The 18,892-nt window shown below is 33.8% G+C and carries 15 protein-coding genes; 10 read left to right on the top strand and 5 right to left on the bottom strand.

The features are described 5' to 3' along the window. The first annotated feature begins 17 nt into the window (after positions 1 to 17). On the top strand, positions 18 to 1,217 hold the full coding sequence (locus M4L39_RS04545) for an acetate kinase (RefSeq protein WP_277580956.1): 1,200 nt from the start codon (positions 18 to 20) through the stop codon (positions 1,215 to 1,217). Positions 1,218 to 1,319: 102 nt separating this feature from the next. On the opposite strand, the gene M4L39_RS04540 is transcribed toward M4L39_RS04545, so the two are convergent. Together M4L39_RS04540 and M4L39_RS04535 are read right to left on the bottom strand one after the other, a co-directional pair. After that, positions 1,320 to 2,492, bottom strand: coding sequence for an esterase-like activity of phytase family protein (locus M4L39_RS04540; protein ID WP_277580955.1), 1,173 nt, complete (start codon positions 2,490 to 2,492; stop codon positions 1,320 to 1,322). A 259-nt stretch (positions 2,493 to 2,751) separates the two neighbouring features. Continuing rightward, positions 2,752 to 3,255: a universal stress protein gene (locus M4L39_RS04535; protein ID WP_277580954.1), complete on the bottom strand. Its 504-nt coding sequence runs from the start codon at positions 3,253 to 3,255 to the stop codon at positions 2,752 to 2,754. Between the two features lie 141 nt (positions 3,256 to 3,396). Between M4L39_RS04535 and ald the strand changes: the two genes are divergently transcribed. Further along, entirely contained in the window at positions 3,397 to 4,512 is a 1,116-nt protein-coding gene (ald, locus tag M4L39_RS04530; protein WP_277580953.1) for an alanine dehydrogenase, read from the top strand. Between the two features lie 627 nt (positions 4,513 to 5,139). Here the strand turns inward: ald and M4L39_RS04525 are convergent. Both M4L39_RS04525 and M4L39_RS04520 read right to left on the bottom strand, forming a co-directional pair. Beyond that, entirely contained in the window at positions 5,140 to 5,769 is a 630-nt protein-coding gene (locus M4L39_RS04525) for a copper homeostasis protein CutC (RefSeq protein WP_277580952.1), read from the bottom strand. Further along, positions 5,766 to 6,818, bottom strand: a complete 1,053-nt coding sequence (locus tag M4L39_RS04520; RefSeq protein ID WP_277580951.1) for a M24 family metallopeptidase — start codon at positions 6,816 to 6,818, stop codon at positions 5,766 to 5,768. The genes M4L39_RS04525 and M4L39_RS04520 overlap by 4 nt, the downstream gene beginning before the upstream one ends. Positions 6,819 to 7,025: 207 nt before the next feature. On the opposite strand from M4L39_RS04520, the gene M4L39_RS04515 reads away from it, so the two are divergent. After that, positions 7,026 to 7,715, top strand: coding sequence for a metal-dependent hydrolase (locus M4L39_RS04515; protein WP_277580950.1), 690 nt, complete (start codon positions 7,026 to 7,028; stop codon positions 7,713 to 7,715). A 217-nt stretch (positions 7,716 to 7,932) separates the two neighbouring features. Here the strand turns inward: M4L39_RS04515 and M4L39_RS04510 are convergent, their stop codons facing one another. Then, entirely contained in the window at positions 7,933 to 8,346 is a 414-nt protein-coding gene (locus M4L39_RS04510) for a universal stress protein (protein ID WP_277580949.1), read from the bottom strand. Positions 8,347 to 8,574: 228 nt separating this feature from the next. On the opposite strand from M4L39_RS04510, the gene M4L39_RS04505 reads away from it, so the two are divergent. From M4L39_RS04505 to pfkA, 7 genes are all read left to right on the top strand, one after another. Further along, positions 8,575 to 9,867 (top strand): DRTGG domain-containing protein, encoded by a 1,293-nt coding sequence (locus M4L39_RS04505; protein WP_277580948.1) that lies wholly within the window; start codon positions 8,575 to 8,577, stop codon positions 9,865 to 9,867. Between the two features lie 37 nt (positions 9,868 to 9,904). Next, a complete protein-coding gene (locus M4L39_RS04500; protein ID WP_277580947.1) occupies positions 9,905 to 10,840 on the top strand; it encodes a DHH family phosphoesterase in 936 nt (311 codons plus the stop codon). 21 nt (positions 10,841 to 10,861) lie between these two features. Further along, a complete protein-coding gene (locus M4L39_RS04495; protein WP_277580946.1) occupies positions 10,862 to 14,065 on the top strand; it encodes a DNA polymerase III subunit alpha in 3,204 nt (1,067 codons plus the stop codon). Positions 14,066 to 14,320: 255 nt separating this feature from the next. Then, on the top strand, positions 14,321 to 15,553 hold the full coding sequence (locus tag M4L39_RS04490; RefSeq protein ID WP_277580945.1) for an NAD(P)-dependent malic enzyme: 1,233 nt from the start codon (positions 14,321 to 14,323) through the stop codon (positions 15,551 to 15,553). Between the two features lie 80 nt (positions 15,554 to 15,633). Further along, entirely contained in the window at positions 15,634 to 16,500 is an 867-nt protein-coding gene (accD, locus tag M4L39_RS04485) for an acetyl-CoA carboxylase, carboxyltransferase subunit beta (protein ID WP_277580944.1), read from the top strand. Then, positions 16,493 to 17,437, top strand: coding sequence for an acetyl-CoA carboxylase carboxyltransferase subunit alpha (locus M4L39_RS04480; RefSeq protein ID WP_277580943.1), 945 nt, complete (start codon positions 16,493 to 16,495; stop codon positions 17,435 to 17,437). Before accD ends, M4L39_RS04480 begins: the two co-directional genes overlap by 8 nt. Before the next feature lie 469 nt (positions 17,438 to 17,906). Then, positions 17,907 to 18,875 carry a 6-phosphofructokinase gene (pfkA, locus tag M4L39_RS04475; protein WP_277580942.1) on the top strand — a complete coding sequence of 323 codons (969 nt, stop codon included), beginning with the start codon at positions 17,907 to 17,909 and terminating at the stop codon, positions 18,873 to 18,875. Positions 18,876 to 18,892 lie beyond the last annotated feature (17 nt).

Raw genomic sequence — 18,892 nt, 5'->3', positions numbered from 1 at the left:
ATGGAGGCATCAAGCTTATGTCAAAATTAATTTTGGCCATTAACGCTGGTAGTTCATCACTGAAATTTCAACTTATTGAAATGCCGGAAGAAAAAGTTATTTCTAAAGGACTTATTGAACGCATTGGATTAAAAAATTCTGTCTTTACTATTGAAGTTAATGGTGAAAAAATTACTGATACAAATGATATTGCTAACCATGAAGTAGCAGTAAACATTATGTTAGAAAGCTTTAAAAAACATGGTATCATTGAAAGTATTAATGATATTGATGGTACGGGTCACCGTGTTGTTCATGGTGGAGAATTATTCCCAGAATCAGTTTATATAACTGATGAAGTAGAAAAACAAATTGAATCGTTAAGTGAATTAGCTCCGTTACACAACCCAGCAAACTTAATGGGAATTCGTGCATTCCGAAAACTTTTACCAGAGACACCACATGTCGCTGTGTTTGATACTTCATTCCATCAAACAATGCCAGAGAAATCTTATTTATATAGTTTGCCATATCAATATTATGAAGACTTCGGAATTCGTAAATATGGTTTTCATGGTACGAGTCATAAATATGTTTCACAACGTGCAGCTGAAATTTTAGGTAAACCAATTGAAGAATTACGTATTATCTCGTGTCATATTGGTAATGGTGCTTCAATTGCTGCTATTGATGGTGGCGAATCTGTAGATACGTCAATGGGCTTTACACCATTAGCTGGCGTAACAATGGGCACACGCTCAGGTAATATTGACCCAGCTTTAATTCCATTTATTATGGAAAAAACGGGTAAAAATGCAGAAGAAGTATTAAATACACTTAATAAAGAATCTGGATTATTAGGTATTTCAGGTACTTCAAGTGACTTAAGAGATATCATTGAAGATTCTAAAGAGGGTAAAGAAAGAGCGCAATTAGCGCTTGACGTCTTTGCATCTCGTATTCACAAATATATCGGTTCGTATGCGACGCGTATGCATGGTGTAGACGTTATTGTATTTACAGCTGGCGTAGGTGAAAATTCTGATCCTGTAAGAGCAAAAGTCTTAGAAGGTTTAGAGTTTATGGGTGTTTATTGGGACGCTAAGAAAAATGAAATGATCCATGGATCTGAAGGTTTCATTAATTACCCACATTCACCTGTAAAAGTTATTGTCATTCCTACAAATGAAGAAATAATGATTGCTCGCGATGTTGTTGATTTTGGAAACGTAAAATAATCTGGAAGTAAACCTAGATTCATTAAAATAAAAGCACCCATTCATTAGTTGTTCTAATGAATGGGTGCTTTTATTATATTGTTAATCAATTTATCGCAGTGTTTATTTTTTCTCTGGTTTAACCTCAAAAGCAATAATTTGAGATTGTTGTGTTTCATTAAAATTATTATCAGCTGTCAATACTAAACTGTCATTACCATTGGGTAGTTTTTTACCAAAGGTCATGCCTTCAATATTATCAACTTTACCAATATCTTGTTCATTCAAATCAGCAACCAGCGTTTTGTTTAAAGGTTTTGTGTTTGTTTGTTTGAGTGAATTTATATCTTTGATATCTGTTCCTTTGCTAACATCAATTTTATATATACGCACATAATTACTAAATGAGCCATCTTCTGCTTGTACAGATGCACGCTCTAAAGTAAAGAATTCGTGATCATTGATGGCTAATATTTCTGTGATTCCATTATCGGCTTGTTTATCTTTGCCAGGTTTTTTAGGAATGGCATCAAGTGGATAAGCAAATTCAGATAATATACTGCCTTCGCGGTCATATTGCGTTATGCGTGTTAAGGCACCTGATTCAAATGTCGGTTTTTCACCATCTTGTAATAGGGGGCCTTCCATAGATGTCCATAACGAATTGCCATCTTGAGAAAAAGTGCTACCTTCAATAGCTTGGTTATTGCGGAAACCTTTCTTATTTTGTGTGTCCATTTTTATTGTATCTTTAATCGAAATTTCAGCTACGTGTTTACCATCTTTAGTTGCCTTGCGAATAAATGGATTCAATCCTAATGAACGATCACCTTCACTTGTATATAGAATCTCGTTATTAAGTGGGTCGAATCGTATCGATTCTGGGTCAGCAACAATATTGTTTTCATCATCCTTATATTGTTCTTTATTGATGTAATCTTTGCCATTTGGTTGTTTCAATTTGTGGACGTCCTTGAATTTGAAATTATTGAATTGGTTGTTATTATAGTCAATATCAGCTTCATAGAACCTTGCTGAATTGTGTTCTGAACGGTCATCACTAATAAGTAGCCATTTATCATTTTTAGGGTCATACGTTATACCAGACAATCCGCCAACTTTTGTACCTTTGTAAGTTTTATCATATGGTAAGATTTTGGTGTCTATTAATTTGAGATGATCTACGGTACGTGATGAATTGTCTTTTTCTGTAGCAACTATCTCGCTATGTAATGTTGTGCTTGAAATGAATAACGTAAACATGCTTGTTATAAGTGCTTTGTGCATCGGTTTCATAAATGATTCATACTCCTCTCATCATGCTTTTCTACTTCAATCATATACGTTTTGTTTAAAGTGCATATGAAATTTTGATAAGAAGTTTGTAAAATCACTTTGAATGCGCAAAATAACTTTGCTTGATCACTACTTGGAATATTAAAAAGGATAGATTGCTCTAAATTAATGAACAAACTATCCTAACGAACAAGCTAATTGTTTTGTTTATACTTTAAAGATAACTAAATCATTTTCATGAAATTGATTTAGTATGTTTTTAGTGAGCTTGGTGTTGCGATCTAAGTTCGTCTGTTGCTACTTGTGGTTGGAAATCTTCTGGAAGTTCTTCAGTACGTACAACCAGTACATCACAAGGTGAGTGGCGTACGATAGCTTCAGATACTGAACCAACAATAAATCTTTCTACAGCATTTAAACCAGAAGTACCACACATAATTAAATCAGCTTCTACTTCAGTCGCTAATTTTTTTGGAATAATTGCTTTAGGAGAACCAAATTCTAAGCGAGTTTCAACATCTTTAATACCAGCGTTTGTCGCAACTTCTTTATAGCCTTTTAATAAGTCGTCAGAGAAATTTTTAGATTTCTCAGTGAACTGTGCATCATAAACCTCGTATGAAGAATATGTTCGTGAATCAATAACGTTCACAACTGTTAATTTTGCATCGTTACGATTTGCAACATCTACAGCCTTATTAAACGCCCATTCAGCCTCGTGTGAACCGTCTACCGCAATTAAAATGTTTTTATAAGTTAGCATCTCAATGACCTCCTTATTCTTCTTATTTATATTATACCACCATTTACAGAATATTAACATAATTTGCTGTTGTAAAAGTACTCTATTCTTTGATTGCGCTTTCATAGAATCCACGTTACTATAAATTTGGAGGTGGATGAAATGATTATAGGTATTCCTAAAGAGATTAAAAACAACGAAAACAGGGTGAGTTTGTCCCCAAGTGGTGTACATGCACTAGTTGAGCAAGGTCATAATGTTATTGTTGAAAAATCTGCTGGTTTAGGCTCTTATTTTGACGATGTGGACTATACAGAAGCTGGTGCAAAAATTGTTAATGAACAAGCTGAAGTATGGAACGTAGATATGGTTATGAAAGTTAAAGAACCATTGGAAGAAGAATTCCAATTCTTTAAGGAAGGATTAATTCTATTTACTTATTTACATTTAGCAAACGAAGAGAAATTGACTAAAGCTTTATTAGAAAGCAAAGTAGTTAGTATCGCTTATGAAACAGTACAATTGCCAGATCGTTCTTTACCATTATTAACACCAATGAGTGAGGTGGCAGGTCGTATGTCTGCTCAAATTGGTGCTGAGTTCTTACAGAAATATAAAGGTGGCATGGGTATTCTACTTGGTGGTGTACCTGGCGTAGAAAAAGGGCGCGTAAGTATTATTGGCGGTGGTCAAGCTGGTACAAATGCTGCGAAAATTGCTTTAGGTTTAGGTGCTGACGTTACAATTTTAGATGTTAACCCTAAACGTTTACAACAATTAGAAGACTTGTTTGGTGGTCAAGTACATACAATCATGTCAAACCCATTAAACATAGAGCAATGCGTTAAAAACAGTGACTTAGTCATTGGTGCAGTACTTATTCCAGGTGCAAAAGCGCCAAAACTCGTGACTGAAAAAATGGTTAAACAAATGAGAGACGGAGCAGTTATTGTAGATATTGCTATCGACCAAGGTGGCATTTTCGAAACAACAGATCGTATTACTACACATGATGACCCAACTTATAAAAAGCATGGGGTAGTACATTATGCAGTAGCTAATATGCCTGGTGCAGTGCCGCGTACGTCAACAATCGCATTAAACAATGCAACGTTACCATATGCGCAACAAGTAGCTGGAAAAGGCTATTTAAAAGCACTACAAGATAATCCAGCATTATCTTTAGGTTTAAGTACGATTAATGGTGAATTAACTAATAAAAGCGTTGCAGATGCATTAAACTTATCATATACAGATATTGAAAGTGCATTAAAATAAAAATACCTATAATACAACTCAACCATAACGAATTGATTGTATTAAATTGATGCAAATAAAATAGAAATGGGGCATGTATCTATGTCCTATTTACTAAAATGTCGACAAAGTCTAAGACTTTGTCGACATTTTTATGCATGATTATCTAGAGATGTGATAGAGACTGTAGTTTTTGACTTATATTCAGCACTTTCAAAATCAGTATTGTTGAATTTGAAAATCATCAATTTAACGAACTATATTGCTAGCCACATATTTAGATTCGCTACCATAACTTACATGGTTACTATATACTCTGGTATGTCGCCATACTGTGCTTTAATATAATCAAAAAAGGGTAATCGCATTTTTGTAATCCTTGAGATTTTTCAGTGATTGTACAGATTTTGTAATGTGGGTATGCTCAGGGAAAATAGGATGAGTAAGAGACTACTGGCTTGAACTATATAATAAAAAATCAAGCAAGTATGCACGATAAAAATCATAAGATTTTAGATATGAAAAATGACTAATCCGTTTTTTCAATGGATTAGTCATTTTATTTGAGAATAGCTATTTATGCCTAAACTGTTTTATTGGGGTTATAAGATTTGATGTCTTGGTCATTTAAACTATAAATGAAATGTTTCAGACGATTTTTGTTCCATGCACTTCTTGAAAAGGGAAAGAAGCAATTAAATCTTGCAAATTATCTTTATTCAAACCGCCGCCAGGCATAATTTCGATATGTCCGCCTGTATTAACTACAAGCTTACCAAGTTGATTTAAATTATCGAAAATATCAGTGTCTGAGGGACCGCCATGTGTAAGTAATCTAACAAAGCCAATGTCAATCAGTTGATGTAACGCTTTGATTTGACCATGTAGATGAATTTCATCAAATGCCATATGACACACGGATGGTACAGGCGCTGCTAGGTTTTTCAAAGTCTTCATTTGCCATTCATTTAAAACATTATCCTCTGTCAAACAGCCAAATACAAAGTAATCTACTTTGAGTTCTTTGATGGCTTTCATGTCTCGTTGCATGATTTCAAAATCGTATAAATTATATACAAAATCACCACCGCGAGGGCGAATCATTACGGCGATTTCAACGTCGTTGGTATGGCAAATTTCCGTTGCGATTTCCACCATCCCCATACTAGGTGTCGTCCCTCCAACACTCAAATTATCACATAATTCGATACGATTGGCTCCATTGTTAATAGCTTGTTCAACTTGTTGAATCGTTTCAACAACCGCTTCTTTTATCATTTTTCGTATCCTGTTAAACTTTCGTTTCCATTTTCTGTTACTAAAATATCGTCTTCAATACGTACACCTGCAACACCAGGAACATATATACCTGGTTCAACAGTGATAACCATCCCAGCAACAAATTGGTTGGTATTTGAACTAGAAACATCTTGATATTCATGTTCTTCTAATCCTAATCCATGACCTAAGCGATGGGGGAAATAATCTCCATATCCAGCATCGCTGATAATATTACGTGCAATGGCGTCCACATCTTTAATCGTAACACCTGGTTTAATTGCTGCAATTGCTGCTTGTTCAGCTTTCAAAACAACATTATAGATTGCTTGAGCTTTTTCATTTGGTGCTCCAAATTTGACGGTTCTTGTCATATCACTACAATAATTGTTGTAAATAACACCGAGGTCAAATAATACATATTCATCTATTTGTAATTGACGGTCGCCGGGAGTGCCGTGAGGTGAAGCAGCGTGATCGCCGAAGAGTACCATTGTATCGAAACTCATTTCATTTACACCGTAATCTTTGATTGCATTCTCAATATGATTGACGACTTGGCGTTCAGTGACACCTTCTTTTAAAAAGTCTACACCGATTTCAATACATTTGTCAGCAAGTTCACATGCTTTTTTAATAGTAGCAATTTCGTCTTCACTTTTAACATTACGTAAGTCTTTAATTGTCTGGTCAATATCACCAAAAGTTTGTACATTAAACGCTTCAACGAGTTCGCGTTGACGTTTTACTGTTAAATGTTCAGCTTCAACTAATAATTTAGTTACTGTGAATGTATATTTATCTAGTGCATTTTCTGTGTCTAAGTATCCAACTACTTCGCCTTCAAAAGGAGAGGCTTTTACTTCGTCAACTTCTAATTGTGGGCAAAATAATACTTGTTCACCATTTTCTTTGATCAATAATGCGAGTAAACGTTCATGAGGATCACTTAAATAGCCTGTAAAGTAAAAAATGTTTAATGGTGTTGTAATCCATGCTGCTCCAGCTTGTTGTGTTTCTAATTCTGCGGTAATCTGTTCTAACTTCATTTATCATCATCCTCCTAAAAATACTATCATTCTAATTTTATGTTAGTTCATTGCGGAATTCAAAAATAAAATATTATAATAATGCTATTTCATCTAAATGTTTTTAAAATAACCATAAAAGCACTATATAAAACATACGGAGATGTTATAAAATGGTATTAATGTGGTATGTAGTAAATAAACAGATTTATGGGAGGAATTCATATAATGAACTTATCATTTCATGGACAATCAACGATTTATTTCGAAGCGAACAGTAAAAAAGTAATTGTAGATCCATTTATTACTGGCAACGGTCAGTCAGATTTAGATGCAGATGCTTTAGAAGTGGACTATATTATTTTAACGCATGGTCATGGTGACCATTTCGGTGATACTGTAGAATTAGCTAATAGAAATAATGCAACTGTAATTGGTTCAGCAGAATTAGGAGATTATTTAACTACAAATAAAAATGTAGAAAGTGTAAGACCAATGAACATTGGTGGTAAAGCTGAATTTGAATTTGGTACAGTGAAATTTGTGCAAGCTTTTCACAGCTCAAGTTTAACTGATGATAATGGTATCCCGGTTTATCTTGGTATGCCAATGGGCGTTATTTTAGAAGTTGAAGGTAAAACAATTTATCATACTGGAGATACAGGACTTTTCAGCGATATGAAATTAATTGCAGAACGTCATCCTGTTGATGTTTGCTTTGTGCCTATCGGAGATAACTTTACTATGGGTATCGATGATGCTAGTTATGCAATCAACACATTTATTAAACCTAAAATAACTGTACCTGTACATTACGATACATTCGAATTGATTGAACAAGACCCAAATGAATTTAAATCTGCAGTTACGGTAGGAGAGGTACAAATTTTAAAACCTGGAGAATCAGTTAAATTTTAAAATATTTAAGGACTTAATATTTCTATTGAATTAAAAATGTCGACAAAATCTTGTTATTTTGTCGACATTTTTTATGTTTTTGTAGGAAAAATTTAAAGACTTCATTTATATTTCATATTTATAAGAGTGACAATTTAAAAACAAACCCAATGCTTTGGTGCGTTAGGCTTGTTTAGACGTTAAACTCAAATTAGTTCAATGGTTTTTGAGTTTTATATTATTTTACAATCAGAACAGGGATGTTTGCTCTTTTAGCCACCTTATGGCTGACACTACCAAGGACAAACTTTTTCTTTTCCTCAGCTTTTCGGTTACTGAGTACGACGATTTCATATTTGCCACTATTAGCTTGTTTAACTAATTGCTCTTTAGCGCTGCCACGAACAATAATCTCATCATATTGAATGCCATATTCATCTAAAGCTTTACGTGTAGGCTCAAGTCCTTTGCTGCGATTTTCAACTAGTTTATCTAGATGAATACCAGATTTAATTGAAGCTTGTGCATCCTGTTCGCTAATCGAATTTAAAATAGTGACTGTCGTTCCTTCACCCGCTAATTTTGATACTTCTTTAAGTGCTTTTTCGTTAGTAAGTGTTGTATCAACACCAAGTAAAATATTTTTGAACATTGTTCATCCCTCCTTAATATCATTCTAATCAAATCTTCTTGATAAATCCAATTATAATATAAAATCTTACATATTAATTTCTTAAAAAGAATTATTTATATAATTTAAAAGGTACGATTCAACATTATAAAGTTATAAACTATCATAATTTGAATTGTTACATCGCAATTTTAGATATAAGAAGTTATAATGGCATAGAAACTGTTCAATATAAATGAGGTTATTTAAATGACAAAGCATGAGCAAATTTTATCATATATAGAATCTCTAGCAGTAGGTCAAAAAATTTCTGTTAGAAAAGTAGCGAAAGATTTAAGTGTATCTGAAGGTACAGCTTATCGTGCAATTAAAGACGCTGGTCAAATTGGCTTGGTAGCAACAATTGATCGCGTAGGTACAGTTCGCATAGAAAAGAAAACTCGCGAGCAAATTGAGCAACTTACATTTGGTGAGATTGTAAAAATTATAGATGGCCAAGTGTTAGGTGGCAGAAACGGTTTAATTAAAACACTTACAAAGTTTGCCATAGGTGCGATGGAGATTGATGATGTAGTAAAATATTTAAGCACGCATACATTATTGATTGTAGGTAATCGTAAAGATGTTCAATTAGCAGCTTTAAAAAGAGGAAGTGCGGTGCTCATTACAGGAGGTTTCAGAACTTCTGATGAAATTATAAAGTATGCAGATGAACATGATTTACCAATACTTTCTTCCAATTACGATACATACTTAGTAGCGAACATCATTAATAGAGCGATGTATAATCAAATGATACGCAAAGAAATATTGGTTGTTGAAGATATTGTGAAATCAGTCAAAGAAAGCACAGTAATCTTTGATAATATGAAGTTGATTGATTATAAAGAAAAAGCAAGAGCTACTGGACATTCAAGATTTCCAGTTATTGATGAAAAATGGAAACTAGTCGGTATTATTACGAGCAAAGAAATTATTAAAATGGATGATTATGATACGATAGCTCAGTTTATGACGAAGCCTCCTATAAATGTTCAATTATCTACTACAGTAGCAAACTGTGCGCATATGATGATTTGGGAAGGTATAGAACTGTTACCAGTTACTACGGCGAGTAAAAAACTTATTGGTGTCATAACGAGGAAAGATGTATTGACAGCGATGCAATTATTAAGCCGACAACCTCAAGTGGGTGAAACTATTAATGATCAAATTGCAAAACATATTAACATTACAAACAATGGCATTCAAGTGCAAACAACACCATTATTAACAAATCAATATGGTACTTTAAGCAAAGCTGTATTCGTCGCAATAATTGAAGAAACAGTACGCTATGAAATGAGAAAGTTGAAAAAACTTGAAGTTATGATAGAGAGCTTGAACATCATATATATTAAAACAGTACAAATCGAATCAGAAATCGATGTGCATTATGATATGTTAGATGTAGGGAGAAACTTTGCTAAACTAGAAGTGACAATGTTTAGTGATGAGCATCATGTTGCGAAAGCAATGATTATCTGCCAGATGATAGATTAAAATGAACTTTATATAACTAATGAAAAGGAAGATATAAATGACTAAAGAATTCAATCAAATTATGAGTGAAATTAACGAAGCTGAAACGGTTATTATACATAGGCATGTCAGACCCGATCCAGATGCTTATGGTTCCCAGCTTGGTTTGAAACACTATTTAACGTTAAAATTTCCGAACAAAAACATATATGCAGTAGGAGAGTCAGAGCCTTCGTTAAATTTCATTGGAACTTTTGATGAAATTACAGATGAACTATACAAAGATGCACTAGTGATTGTTTGTGATACGGCTAATTCACCAAGGATTAGTGATGATCGTTTTAATAAAGGTCGTTCTTTAATTAAAATAGACCATCATCCTGCAGTAGATCAATATGGTGATATTAATTGTGTGGATGCACAAGCTTCATCTACAAGCGAAATTATCTTTGACTTTATTGCGCATTTTAATGACACAACTGTGATAGATGCATCTGTTGCACGTGTACTTTATTTAGGCATCGTTGGCGATACAGGTCGTTTCTTATTTAATAATACGACATCACATACGATGGAAGTAGCAAGTCAGTTACTAAAATATCCATTTAATCACAATGAAGAACTTAATAAAATGGGCGAAAAAGATCCAAAACTTTTACCATTCCAAGGGTATGTATTACAAAACTTTGAGTTAGATGAAAATGGATTTTGTAAAATAATCATTACGCAAGATGTACTTGAGCAGTTTAATATTGCAGCGAATGAAGCTTCATTATTTGTAAATGCGATTGCGGATATTCAAGGATTGAAAATTTGGATCTTTGCCGTTGATGAAGGTTCTGAAATAAGATGTCGCATTCGCTCAAAAGGTATTGTGATTAATGATATTGCAAGTGAATTTGGTGGCGGAGGTCATCCAAATGCATCAGGAGTTTCTGTTGCTGACTGGAATGAATTTAATTCATTAGCCGAAGCTTTAAATAATAAGTTGTAAGTATATAGGAGGTGTTTGCTGATGGTTACGCATTTAAATATTCATACAACATATGACTTGTTACATTCTAGTTTGAGAATAAAAGATGTTGTTGCTAAGGCCGCTAAAGAAGGGTACACTGCGCTAGCGATTACAGACACAAACGTCTTATACGGTTACCCACAATTTTATGACGCGTGTATTGCAGCAAATATTCATCCTATTTTCGGTATGACAATTTTTGTGACAGATGGTTTAGAATCAGTTGAAACTCTAGTGCTAGCGCAAAATGAGCAAGGCCTAAAAGATATGTTTAAGCTCTCTTCCGCTATAAAAATGAAAGAAAAAACTGAAACACCTATAGAGTGGCTGAAAAAATATCTACAGCATATTGTTGTTGTTTTTAAAGATGTATCATCGTTAAATGAAGCGATCGTAGCTGAATTTAGAGACGAAACACATGTTTATGTGAATCATACGAGTGAAGTCACATTAAACTTACCAATGGTTTGGGCGCAAAGTACGCGCTATCTGAACCAACAAGACGCTGATACGCTTACTGCGCTCGCTGCAATCAGGGATAATGCTAAATTAGATTTAGTGAGTGAACAACCTGATTATGATGCACATTTATACGAGCATAATGATTTGACTACACTTCAATTAAGTAAGGAAGTGTGGGATAACACAAATCAACTTGCAACAGTATGTCAGGCTGAAATGATATATCATCAGTCTTTGTTACCTAAATTTAAAACGCCGGATAATCAACAATCAAAAGATTATTTGTGGCAAATATTACAAGAAAACTTAGGCCAACTCAATTTAAGTCATAACAAATTTGAAACATATAAAGAAAGACTTGTTCACGAGTACCAAGTCATAACAGGCATGGGATTTGAAGATTACTTTCTTATTGTAAGTGATTTAATACATTATGCGAAAACACATGATGTATTGGTAGGGCCAGGTCGTGGTTCTTCTGCAGGGTCACTGGTGAGTTTTCTATTAAATATTACTACGGTTGATCCTATACAATATAATTTACTGTTTGAACGTTTTCTTAATCCGGAACGTGTAACGATGCCAGATATTGATATTGATTTTGAAGATACGCACAGAGATAAAGTTATTCAATATGTTCAAGAAAAATATGGGGATAATCACGTTGCAGGTATAGTAACTTTTGGTCATTTACTAGCTAGAGCAGTGGCTAGAGATGTTGGTAGAATTATGGGATTTGATGAGATTACTTTAAATGAAATTTCTAAATTGATTCCGCACAAGCTGGGTATAACATTGGATCAAGCATACGAACAAAATGACTTTAAACAGTTTGTACATCGAAATCATAGACATGAACGATGGTTTGAAATTAGTAAAAAATTAGAGGGTTTACCTCGCCATACTTCTACACACGCTGCAGGTATTATTATTAATGATCACCCATTATATGAATATGCACCGTTGATGTTAGGTGATACTGGATTATTAACACAGTGGACGATGACGGAAGCAGAGAGAATAGGCTTGCTGAAAATCGACTTCTTAGGGTTACGGAATTTATCTATTATTCATCAAATTGTGAAACAAGTAAAAAAAGACATGAATACACATATTGATATAGAGCAAATACCTTTTGATGATAGCAAAGTATTTCAATTGTTGTCACAAGGTGATACTACAGGTATTTTCCAACTAGAATCAGATGGTATTAGAAGTGTATTGAAAAAATTACAGCCTGAACATTTTGAAGATATTGTTGCCGTGACGTCTTTATACAGACCGGGTCCTATGGAAGAAATCCCTACCTATATTGCGAGAAGACATAATCCATCGAAGGTGCAATATTTGCATAGTGATTTGCAACCGATATTAAGTAACACCTATGGCGTTATCATCTATCAAGAGCAAATTATGCAAATTGCCAGTAAGTTCGCAAACTTTAGTTATGGAGAAGCGGATATTTTAAGACGTGCAATGAGTAAAAAGAATCGAGCTGTATTAGAAAGTGAGCGTCAACACTTTGTGAATGGTGCTTTAAAAAACGGCTATGATGAAAGTTTAAGCAAGCAAATATTTGATTTGATTCTAAAATTTGCAGACTATGGCTTTGCGCGTGCCCACGCTGTAAGCTACTCTAAAATTGCTTATATCATGAGCTATTTAAAAGTACATTATCCTAACTATTTTTACGCTAATATTTTGAGCAATACTATCGGAAGCGAGAAAAAGACAGCGCAAATTATTGATGAAGCCAAACATCAATCTTTAAACATTTTAACGCCGAATATTAATCAAAGTCATTGGTTTTATAAAGCAACCAAGCAAGGTATCTATTTATCAATTGGTGCAATTAAAGGTGTAGGTTATCAGAGTGTTAAGTTAATCGTTGATGAACGCATAACGAACGGCCATTTTAAAGACTTTTTTGATTTTACAAGAAGAATTCCTAAAAGGATTAAATCCAGAAAATTACTTGAAGCACTCATATTAGTAGGGGCTTTCGATACCTTTGGAAAAAACCGTGCTACGTTACTACAGTCAATTGATCAAGTGCTTGATAGCTCATCTGATATTGAACAAGACGGCTTTATATTCGATGTATTAACACCTAAAGCAACATATGAAGACAAAGAGGAATTGCCAGATAAAGTATTGAGTGACTATGAAAAAGAATATTTAGGCTTTTATGTTTCAACGCATCCTGTCGAAAAAGCGTTTGAACAAAAGCAATATCTTGGCATATATAAACTTACTAATGCACGAGATAATCACCCGATTTTTGTTCAAATTGATAATATTAAACGTATACGTACCAAAAACGGTCAGAATATGGCTTTTGTAACACTAAATGATGGAATTAATAGTTTGGATGGCGTCGTTTTTCCAGAAGTATTCAAAAAATATGAAACAGATTTGAAAACGAATGAGACATTTATCATAAAAGGTAAATTTGAAAATAGAAATAATAAAAAGCAGCTTATTATTAATCAAATAGAGTCAGTTAATGCATTTGAAGTTAAGGTATTTGAGCATGCCAAACAAATTGTAATTAGAAACCTCAGCGATGAAACAGAATTAAAACAATTTTTAACACAAACTGAAAATAGCAATTATATTCCTGTTAAGTATTTTCAAGAAGAACAAAATAAGTTCAAAATTATAGGTTATATTACACGAGATAACGACTTATTAAATACATTTATTCAACGATTTTCCCCTTGGGATATAAGAATTATTTAACTTTAATAGCGTTATGAACTATGGTATAGTAAACTGATGGTTAAGCATAAACTTGCCGTCAGTTTTAATTTTAACTAAATTAAAGATAAGAATTATTTAATGTCAAATCAATCTATATATTTTTATTACAAATATTAACTGTATAAGTGAAATCGACATCTTGTTAGCATTATCATTTGTAATTTAAGTTAGATTGTAATAAAAATATATATGAACTGATTTTTATACTAGTTGGATGTAAAGGGGTAGATTTACATGACATTGAGAGACGAAGCATTAGAAATGCATAGACGAAACCAAGGAAAGTTGGAAGTGACGCCTAAGGTCCAAGTTACCAATAAAGAAGAATTAAGCTTAGCTTATTCACCAGGTGTTGCAGAGCCTTGTAAAGAGATACATGAAGATTCTAGAAAAGTTTTTGAGTATACCATGAAAGGAAATACTGTTGCTGTTGTAACAGATGGTACAGCTGTTTTAGGATTAGGTAATATTGGTGCAGAAGCGAGTATCCCAGTAATGGAAGGGAAAGCAGTACTATTCAAAAGTTTTTCTGGTATCGATGGTGTACCTATTGCATTAAACACTACAGATACAGATGATATAGTTAATACTGTGAAATTATTAGAACCGAATTATGGTGGCATTAATTTAGAAGATATTTCAGCCCCACGCTGTTTTGAAATTGAGGAGCGTCTAAAAAAAGAAACTAAAATACCAGTATTTCACGATGATCAACATGGTACAGCAATAGTAACCGTAGCCGGAATGATTAATGCCTTAAGAATAGTGGATAAAGATTTATCAGATATTAAGGTTGTTCTTAATGGCGCCGGTGCAGCAGGTATGGCTATCGTTAAATTATTATATTCTTATGGTGTTCGAGATATGATTATGTGTGATTCTAAAGGTGCTATTTTTGAAGGACGCGCTTTCGGTATGAATGATACAAAAGCATATGTTGCTAAGTGGACTAATAGAGATAAAATTGAGGGTAACTTAAATGATGTCATCAGAGATGCTGATGTATTTATAGGCGTTTCTGTTGCAGATTTATTAACAAAAGAAATGGTTGAATCTATGGCTGATAATCCAATTATCTTTGCTATGGCAAACCCTAACCCAGAAATTCAGCCAGATGTTGCAAAAGCAGCAGGTGCAAAAGTTATAGGCACAGGCCGTTCAGATTTTCCAAATCAAATTAATAATGTCTTAGCATTTCCAGGTATATTTAGAGGTGCTTTAGATGTAGAAGCAACACAAATTAATGAAGCAATGAAACAAGCTGCGGTTGAAGCAATTGCTAATTTAATTAATCCAGAAGAATTGAATCCTGATTATTGTATCCCTGGTCCATTTGACAAACGCGTAGCACCGTCAGTCGCAAGAGAAGTTGCAAAAGCAGCGATGGAGTCTGGCGTTGCTAGAAATGATATGGATCCAGATGAAATTTATGAAAAGACAATGAAATTAACAGACTTAGATAAATAATATTCGTTTATCCTGAATTCAATACGTGACTAACAGTTAAGTATTGAGAAAGGTTGCGATATTTATGTGGAGGTTTACCAATGTTTAAAGATTTTTTCAATAGAAGCAGTAAAAAGAAAAAGTACGTGACCGTATCGGATTCAAAACAAAGTGATGTTCCAGCAGGTATTATGACGAAATGTCCTAAATGTAAAAAAATTATGTACACGAAAGAATTAGCTGAAAACTTAAACGTTTGCTTTAACTGTGATCATCATATTGCACTTACAGCCTATAAACGCATTGAAGCTATTTCTGATGAAGGTACATTTAAAGAATTTGATAGAGGTATGACCTCTGCAAATCCATTGGACTTCCCAAGTTATGAAGAAAAAATCCAAAAAGATCGACAAAAAACTGAGCTGAACGAAGCAGTGGTAACTGGAACTGCAAATTTAGAAGGTATAAGTTATGGTGTTGCTGTCATGGATGCTAGATTTAGAATGGGCAGTATGGGATCTGTAGTAGGCGAAAAAATTTGTAGAATTATTGAGCATTGTATTGAAAACCGTTTGCCATTTATTTTATTTTCAGCAAGTGGCGGTGCAAGAATGCAAGAAGGTATTATATCGTTAATGCAAATGGGTAAAACAAGTGTGACACTGAAGAAACATGCTGATGCGGGGTTATTGTATATTTCATATATTACTAACCCAACTACAGGTGGTGTTTCTGCAAGCTTTGCTTCTGTAGGTGATATCAACCTTAGTGAACCAAAAGCGTTAATTGGATTTGCTGGAAGACGTGTCATTGAACAAACAATAAATGAAAAATTACCAGATGATTTCCAAACTGCAGAATTTTTATTAGAACATGGCCAATTAGATAAAGTAGTACATAGAAAAGAAATGAAAACAACGTTATCTAGTATCCTAAAAATGCACCAAGAGGTGAAAACAAATGCTTGATTTTGAAAAGCCGCTTTTTGAAATAAAAAATAAAATTGAATCATTAAAAGAATCGCAAGAAAAGAATGATGTAGATCTACAAGAAGAAATTGATATGCTTGGAGCATCTTTAGAGAGAGAGACTGAGAAGGTATATACAAATCTTAAACCTTGGGACCGCGTTCAATTAGCACGTTTACAAGAAAGACCTACATCTTTAGATTACATACCTTATATATTTGACTCATTCATGGAACTTCATGGTGATAGAAATTACAGAGATGACCCTGCAATGATTGGTGGCATTGGTTATCTAAATGGTCAAGCAGTTACTGTAGTTGGGCAACAACGTGGTAAAGATACCAAAGATAATATTTATCGTAATTTCGGGATGGCGCATCCAGAAGGTTATAGAAAAGCAATTAGATTGATGAAACAGGCAGAAAAATTCAATCGACCTATTATTACTTTTATCGATACTAAAGGTGCTTATCCAGGTAAAGCAGCAGAAGAACGTGGACAAAGTGAGTCTATTGCTAGAAACTTAGTTGAAATGGCTTCGTTAACAGTACCAGTCATTTCTATTGTTATTGGTGAAGGTGGTAGTGGTGGAGCCTTAGGTTTAGGTATTACAAATCGCATATTGATGCTTGAAAATAGTACATATTCAGTTATTTCGCCTGAAGGTGCTTCTGCATTGTTATGGAAAGATAGCAATCTTGCAAAAATTGCTGCAGAAACAATGAAGATTACTGCTGAAGATTTACGTGAGCTCAATATAGCTGATGATGTAATTAAAGAACCATTAGGTGGAGCGCATCATGATGTTGAAATCCAAGCGCAAAATATCAAAAAAGGATTTGAATATCATTTATCAAAACTTAGTCAGCTAACTAAGCAACAACTTGTTGATGACCGATATGCAAAATTTAGAAATATTGGCGCATATCACGAGTAATGATTATAGTCTAGGGCATAAAGTCATGTCTCAGCTTCAATTGTTAAATTGACAATAGCTGATCGAATTGAAAATGTGTTTATATTAAACTTTTAAAGAACTACTTTTTCATTTATGAAAACGAGTAGTTCTTATGCAAGAGATTCTACTCTTGTATTCTTTTTTCTAATCAGGCTTGTGGGGCAGGGTTATGAAATCAAATTTTGATTTCTGTCCTGCTCCTTTATTATGTCTTAATTTATTTAAAAAATAAATATATTGTTTAAGAAATATAATTTAAAGGTAAATACAAAAGAGCGCTCATATCATTTTTGCTGAGAAATTTTAGTAAACGCTTACTATTTATAATTTAATAGCTTAGATTACTTTAAAACGTTTACATTCGGCACAAAGCCTTATTTTAATGGCACCATTGTATAATTTATGGTATTTTTAGAATAAGAAATACATGTTAGAAAGGTTTGTCGTCATGAAAAAAATTGCAGTGTTGACAAGTGGTGGAGATTCTCCAGGCATGAACGCAGCTGTAAGAGCTGTAGTTAGAAAAGCGATTTTTAATAACATTGAAGTCTATGGTGTTTACCAAGGCTATCAAGGTTTATTAAACGATGATATCGAAAAGCTTGAACTCGGTTCTGTAGGGGATACAATTCAACGCGGAGGCACTTTTTTATATTCAGCAAGATGTCCTGAATTTAAAGAAGTAGAAATGCGTAAAAAAGGTATAGAAAACTTACGGAAAAGAGGAATCGAAGGCCTTGTAGTTATCGGAGGAGACGGTAGTTACAGAGGCGCGCAACGTATAAGTGAAGAATGTGAAGAAATCCAGACAATTGGAATACCTGGTACTATTGATAATGATATTAATGGTTCAGATTTTACAATTGGATTTGATACAGCATTAAACACTATTATTGATTGCGTTGATAAAATCCGTGATACGGCATCGAGTCATGCTAGAACCTTTATTATAGAAGTTATGGGACGTGATTGTGGAGATTTAGCATTATGGGCAGGGATGTCTGTAGGTGCAGAAACAATTATCGTTCCAGAGGTAGAAACAGACATTAAAGATGTAGCTGAAAAAATCGATAATGGTATTAAAAGAGGAAAAAAACATTCAATCGTTATGGTTGCAGAAGGTTGTATGTCTGGAGAGGCTTGCGCACAAGAGTTAACTAAGTATATTAATGTTGATGCGCGTGTCTCTGTATTAGGTCATATCCAACGTGGTGGCAGCCCAAGCGGAGCAGATCGAGTGTTAGCGTCACGCTTAGGTGGTCACGCAGTAGATTTATTATTACAAGGAAAAACTGCTATCGGTGTAGGTATCCGTAATAATGAGTTAACTGATACACCATTTGAAGAAATATTTAGATCTGATCAACATGAGTTTGATTATGAAACTTATGAATTAACAAATGAATTATCTATATAAAATACTTGGAGGCATTA

The sequence above is a fragment of the Staphylococcus equorum genome (assembly GCF_029531845.1).
In the GTDB taxonomy this organism is placed as follows: domain Bacteria; phylum Bacillota; class Bacilli; order Staphylococcales; family Staphylococcaceae; genus Staphylococcus; species Staphylococcus equorum_C.
Note: the sequence above shows the minus strand (reverse complement) of the source record. Positions and strands in the feature narration are given on the sequence as shown.

Excerpts from the sequence above, each read along its gene's own strand:
- M4L39_RS04540 (WP_277580955.1), bottom strand. The coding sequence starts at position 2,492 with ATGAAACCGATGCACAAAGCACTTATAACAAGCATGTTTACGTTATTC.
- M4L39_RS04525 (WP_277580952.1), bottom strand. The coding sequence starts at position 5,769 with ATGATAAAAGAAGCGGTTGTTGAAACGATTCAACAAGTTGAACAAGCT.
- M4L39_RS04500 (WP_277580947.1), top strand. The coding sequence starts at position 9,905 with ATGACTAAAGAATTCAATCAAATTATGAGTGAAATTAACGAAGCTGAA.
- pfkA (WP_277580942.1), top strand. The coding sequence starts at position 17,907 with ATGAAAAAAATTGCAGTGTTGACAAGTGGTGGAGATTCTCCAGGCATG.
- M4L39_RS04495 (WP_277580946.1), top strand. The coding sequence starts at position 10,862 with ATGGTTACGCATTTAAATATTCATACAACATATGACTTGTTACATTCT.
- ald (WP_277580953.1), top strand. The coding sequence starts at position 3,397 with ATGATTATAGGTATTCCTAAAGAGATTAAAAACAACGAAAACAGGGTG.
- accD (WP_277580944.1), top strand. The coding sequence starts at position 15,634 with ATGTTTAAAGATTTTTTCAATAGAAGCAGTAAAAAGAAAAAGTACGTG.
- M4L39_RS04505 (WP_277580948.1), top strand. The coding sequence starts at position 8,575 with ATGACAAAGCATGAGCAAATTTTATCATATATAGAATCTCTAGCAGTA.
- M4L39_RS04490 (WP_277580945.1), top strand. The coding sequence starts at position 14,321 with ATGACATTGAGAGACGAAGCATTAGAAATGCATAGACGAAACCAAGGA.
- M4L39_RS04480 (WP_277580943.1), top strand. The coding sequence starts at position 16,493 with ATGCTTGATTTTGAAAAGCCGCTTTTTGAAATAAAAAATAAAATTGAA.
- M4L39_RS04535 (WP_277580954.1), bottom strand. The coding sequence starts at position 3,255 with ATGCTAACTTATAAAAACATTTTAATTGCGGTAGACGGTTCACACGAG.
- M4L39_RS04510 (WP_277580949.1), bottom strand. The coding sequence starts at position 8,346 with ATGTTCAAAAATATTTTACTTGGTGTTGATACAACACTTACTAACGAA.
- M4L39_RS04515 (WP_277580950.1), top strand. The coding sequence starts at position 7,026 with ATGAACTTATCATTTCATGGACAATCAACGATTTATTTCGAAGCGAAC.
- M4L39_RS04520 (WP_277580951.1), bottom strand. The coding sequence starts at position 6,818 with ATGAAGTTAGAACAGATTACCGCAGAATTAGAAACACAACAAGCTGGA.
- M4L39_RS04545 (WP_277580956.1), top strand. The coding sequence starts at position 18 with ATGTCAAAATTAATTTTGGCCATTAACGCTGGTAGTTCATCACTGAAA.